6 protein-coding genes are annotated in these 4,647 nt (G+C 63.0%); all 6 read left to right on the top strand.

The window, feature by feature from the left end; translation table 11 throughout:
- Positions 1-337 (top strand): hypothetical protein (locus tag ABYW26_RS10925; protein WP_372604892.1); only part of this gene is annotated, 337 nt, incomplete at its 5' end.
- A 1-nt stretch (position 338) separates the two neighbouring features.
- Complete coding sequence (locus tag ABYW26_RS10920; RefSeq protein WP_372604890.1) at positions 339-1,607, top strand: TRAP transporter large permease; 1,269 nt, start codon at positions 339-341, stop codon at positions 1,605-1,607.
- 11 nt (positions 1,608-1,618) lie between these two features.
- Positions 1,619-2,374: an HpcH/HpaI aldolase/citrate lyase family protein gene (locus ABYW26_RS10915; protein ID WP_372604888.1), complete on the top strand. Its 756-nt coding sequence runs from the start codon at positions 1,619-1,621 to the stop codon at positions 2,372-2,374.
- A gap of 18 nt (positions 2,375-2,392) precedes the next feature.
- The gene (locus tag ABYW26_RS10910; RefSeq protein ID WP_372604887.1) at positions 2,393-3,331 is read left to right on the top strand and encodes a DUF6282 family protein; all 939 of its coding nucleotides are present in this window, start codon (positions 2,393-2,395) and stop codon (positions 3,329-3,331) included.
- Position 3,332: 1 nt separating this feature from the next.
- The gene (locus tag ABYW26_RS10905; RefSeq protein ID WP_372604886.1) at positions 3,333-4,064 is read left to right on the top strand and encodes an SDR family NAD(P)-dependent oxidoreductase; all 732 of its coding nucleotides are present in this window, start codon (positions 3,333-3,335) and stop codon (positions 4,062-4,064) included.
- On the top strand, positions 4,061-4,647 hold a 587-nt coding region (locus tag ABYW26_RS10900), incomplete at its 3' end, for an NAD(P)H-dependent oxidoreductase (RefSeq protein WP_372604885.1). The genes ABYW26_RS10905 and ABYW26_RS10900, both read left to right, overlap by 4 nt.

The raw sequence follows: 4,647 nt of genomic DNA, 5'->3' as shown, positions 1-4,647 counted from the left end.
GGTGGACGGGTTGATCATGGCGATCGGGCCGCGGTTGCGGCTGGCGATCAAGGCGGTGTTTACCGCTGCGATCCTGGTCTTTCTCTATCTGATGGCCACCAACGGCTATATCTACGCCTCGCGCCTGTCGGCCCAGTCGATCCCGGCCATCGGGTTCATCCTTGAGGCGCTGACCGGAACCGCGCGTTCGGTGTCGATCTTTTGGGTTTACGTGTCGGTGACGGCGGGCAGCGTGGTTCTGGCGCTGCATATCGCCGGAGATTTCATTCTGGACGTGGTTGCGCTGGCGACCGGCACCCCTCGGCCCATGGCCGGTCACCTGCACGGAGAGCTGTAATATGTTTGGTTTCTTTGGCTCTTTCATGCTGATGATCGCGGGCGGCGTGCCGATCGCCTTTGCGCTGGGCGTGGGCGGGATGATCTATCTGTTCCTGTCCGGCAACGCGCACGTGATCCTTGCCTTCCCGCAGCGGATGATGGCCGGGGTCGATCAGTTTATCCTGCTGACGATCCCGCTGTTTCTGCTGGCCGGTGCGCTGATGAATGTCGGCGGTATCACCGACCGGATCGTGACCTTTGCCCGCGCGATGGTCGGCCACCGCCGTGGTGACATGTCATCGGTCTCGGTGCTGTCGGCGGGGTTCTTTGCCGGGATTTCCGGCAGCGCCACGGCCGAGGCTTCGGCCCTTGGATCGGTGTTGATCCCGGCGATGACGCGGCAGGGAGTGCCGCCCGCCTATGCGGCGGCGCTGATCGGCGTTGCTTCGGTGATCGGGCCGATCATTCCGCCGTCGATCACCTTTATCATTTACGGCGTGCTGTCGGGGGTTTCGATCGGTCAGTTGTTTCTGGCCGGGGTCGTGCCCGGTATCCTGATGATGGGCGGTCTGCTGATCTATGCCAGCTATCGTGCCCGCCGCGACGGGTTCCCGGTCGCCGAAAAGGCCAGCTGGTCCGAGCGCCGCACCGCCACCATTCGCACCCTTCCGGCGCTGTTGATGCCGATGATCATCGTGGTCGGCATCAAGGGCGGCATCTTTACCGCGACCGAGGCCGCCGCCGTTGCCGTTGCCTATGCGCTGTTCATTGGCACGCTGTATCGCGACCTGAGCATTCGCAAGATCTGGGAGGCGATGATCGCCACCGCGCTGGTCAGTTCGTCGATCCTGTTCATCACCGCCATGGCCAGCATCGTCGCCTTCGTGTTCACGCTGGAACATGTGCCCTCGACCGTCGCCGCTGCGGTTCTGTCGATCAGCGATAATCCGATCCTGATCCTGCTGATGTTGAACGTCGTTCTTCTGGTGCTGGGCATGTTCCTTGAGCCGATCTCGATCCTGATCCTGACCATGCCGATCCTGATGGAATTTGTGAAGATCACCGGCATGGACCCGGTGCAGTTCGGCACGATGGCGGTGATCAACGTGGTGATCGGCATGGCAACGCCACCGGTGGGCATCCTGTTGTTCATCGTCTGCGCCGCCGCGCGTCAGCCCTTGCCCGCTGTCAGCCGCGAGGCCATGCCGCTGATCGGTATCCTGCTGCTAGTTCTGTTGGCAGTGACGTTCATCCCGGCGATTTCGCTGCTTTTGCCCAGCATGTTGTAAAGGACCGCGCCATGACCAAACTTTTCCGCACCCGATTTGCCGCAGGCGAGCCGCTGATGGGCAGTTTCGTGAAAACCCCAGCGCCGCATCCGGTCGAGGTTCTGGGGCAGGCGGGTTTCGACTTTGTCGTCATCGATCAGGAACACGCCCCGTGGGATCGCGGCACCACCGAATTGGCGCTGCTGGCGGCGCGGGCGGTGGGCACGGCGGGGATCGTGCGGGTGCCGGATGGCACGCCGTCGAAAATTCTGGCCGTGCTGGATGACGGCGCGGCGGGCGTGTTGGTGCCGCATGTCTATTCGGTCGAAATCGCCCGCGCCGTGGCCTCGGCCTGTCGCTATCGCGGTGGCTCGCGCGGGTTTTCCAACACCACCCGCGCTGGCGATTACGGCGCGATCGGCATCTGGGATCATGTCGACAAAGCCGATGCCGAGGTCTGTTTCGTGGCGATGATCGAGGATGTTCCGGCTCTGGATCATCTGGATGAGATCTTGGCCGTCGATGGCCTGCATGGTGTGTTCATCGGCCGTGGCGATCTGGCTGTGGCGATGGGGGCCGCGTCGATGGAGGCGCCCGAGGTCAAGGATGCCTGCACCCGGATTTGCGACGCCGCCAAACGCGCCGGCAAGCCGGTGATGATGATGGCCGCGGGCAAGGCGCAGGCTGACGAGTTCCGCGCATTGGGGGCCAGCGCGTTCGTTGTGGCCTCGGATCAAGGATTTATGCGTCAGGCCGCGTTGAAGACGCTGGCCGATATGGCGCCGTGAATATGAGGAGAAACTAAAATGGCTGGACCTTCTGACCTTCCCGATATCGTGCCGCTGTCGGACATGCCGGCGGATCGCCGCGCCCATGTTGATGAGCTGCTGCAAGGCGCGGTTGACCTGCATTGCCATTCCGGCCCATCGGCCATGCCGCGCATTCTGGGCCACCACCAAGCCTTTCAAGAGGCGCAGGAGGCGGGCTTTAAGGCGCTGCTTTACAAGGACCATTACTATGTCGGCATGAACCACTGCACGCTGCTGCAAGAGGTCTATCCCGACATGAAGACCAAGGTCTTTTCCGGCGTGGCGCTGAACAACGCCACCGGCGGCGTGAACCCGCATGCGGTGGATCACTGCGTCAAGATGGGTGGCAAGATTGTCTGGATGCCGACCTTTTCGGCGGCAAACCATTTGTCGCATTATTCGGCCAAGACCTTCCCGAAGACCGCCAAGAAAATGCTGGAGCCGATCCCGCTGAAAGTGACCGATGACAAGGGCAACCTGACGCCCGAGGCGCTGGATATTCTGGACCTGATCGCCGAGGGCGACATCATCCTGTCGGGCGGGCATCTGCATATTTCCGAGATGCTGCCGCTGTATCAGGAGGCCAAGAAGCGCGGCGTCAAGAAGATGCTGATCAACCACCCGACCTATCTGATTGATTGCACTGATGACGACATGCGGGCGCTGTCGGATTTGGGGGCGTATATGGAGCACTCGATCTGCATGTTCATCGAAAGCCGGGTGAAATTCTGGGACGCGAATGAACTGAAGCGCCTGATCGACGTGGTTGGGGCCGACAAGACGGTGCTGGGCTCGGATCTGGGCCTGACGCAGGCGCCCAAGCCGGTGGACGGGTTCCGCGAGATCGTCTCGGCGATGATCGACGTCGGCATTTCCGACGATGACATTCGCAAGGTCACCTCGCGCAATGCGGCGGGCCTGCTGGGTCTGACCTGAGATGGGTCCACTTACAGGCAAGGTGGCGCTGGTCACGGGTGGCTCGGGCGGGATCGGGGCGGCCATCGCCCGGCGCCTGTCGGCGGATGGGGCAAGCGTGGCGGTCGGCTATCGGCTGGGCGCGGCACAAGCGGGGGTGGTCGCAAATGACCTGCCCGGCCCGGCGCTGGCTGTGGCCATAGATGTGGCGGACGGACCTTCGGTGCGGGCAGCCATGGCGCAGGTGATCGCGGAATGGGGGCGTCTGGATATCGTGGTGAACACCGCTGGTATCGCGCCCTATCTGCCGCTGGAAGACATCGACGACACCCACATGCGCATCATTTTCGAGACCAATGTCCAAGGCGTCGTGCATGTCACCAAAGCCGCGGCCGAAGTCATCACCGCGCCGGGCGGACGGATCGTGCATTTCTCGTCACGGCTGGCCGATTTCCCGCGCCCGGGAACCTCGATCTATGCGGCGTCGAAAGGCGCGGTGGATACGCTGGTCAACACTTTTGGCAAGGAACTGGCCCCGCGCGGGATCATCGTCAACGCGGTGGCGCCGGGTGTGATCGACACGCCGATGACCCGCGACGTGGTGCGCGAACGGGGCGCGGCCATCGCCGCCGCCACGCCGGTAGGCCGGATCGGTCAACCCGAGGACATCGCCGGGATCGTTGCCTTTCTGAGCGGCCCTGACTGCGGCTGGATCGTTGGGCGCAGCCTGTTGGCGGATGGTGGATTGTCGTGAATGTTCTGATCGTGCTGGCCCATTCCGAGCCAACCTCGTTCAGCACTGCCCTGACCCAACGGGCGCAACAGGCGCTGACCGATGCCGGGCATCAGGTTACGATCTCGGACCTTTACGCAGACGGGTTCAATCCCGTCGCCAGCCGCGCCGATTTCACCACTGTCGCGGATCGCACCCGGTTTCAATTGCAGGCCGAACAGGCACATGCCGCCAAACATGACGGCTTTGCCCCCGATATTCAGCGCGAACAAGCGCGCCTGAAAGCTGCCGATCTGGTGATCCTGCAATTTCCGCTGTGGTGGGGCGGGCCGCCTGCGATCCTGAAGGGCTGGTTCGAGCGGGTGCTGGCCTATGGCGTCGCTTATGCCGATGGGTTGCGATACAGCCGCGGGGTGTTTCAGGGGCGGCGCGCGATGGTCTCGGTCACGACCGGCGGCACACCGCAACGGTTCGGCCCGGATCAGAATTACGGCACGATAGAGCAGGTGCTGTGGCAGCCGCAGCAATTGGCGATGGCCTATATGGGCTTCGAGATTGAAGAGCCTTTCGTGGCTTATGCCGCGCCGCGTGTCGGCGACGAGGG

The organism is Actibacterium sp., assembly GCF_041584535.1.
GTDB lineage: Bacteria > Pseudomonadota > Alphaproteobacteria > Rhodobacterales > Rhodobacteraceae > Actibacterium_D.
The sequence above is the reverse complement of the archived record's forward strand: the minus strand, read 5'-3'. Positions and strand labels throughout refer to the sequence as shown.

Excerpts from the sequence above, each read along its gene's own strand:
- ABYW26_RS10920 (WP_372604890.1), top strand. The coding sequence starts at position 339 with ATGTTTGGTTTCTTTGGCTCTTTCATGCTGATGATCGCGGGCGGCGTG.
- ABYW26_RS10915 (WP_372604888.1), top strand. The coding sequence starts at position 1,619 with ATGACCAAACTTTTCCGCACCCGATTTGCCGCAGGCGAGCCGCTGATG.
- ABYW26_RS10910 (WP_372604887.1), top strand. The coding sequence starts at position 2,393 with ATGGCTGGACCTTCTGACCTTCCCGATATCGTGCCGCTGTCGGACATG.
- ABYW26_RS10905 (WP_372604886.1), top strand. The coding sequence starts at position 3,333 with ATGGGTCCACTTACAGGCAAGGTGGCGCTGGTCACGGGTGGCTCGGGC.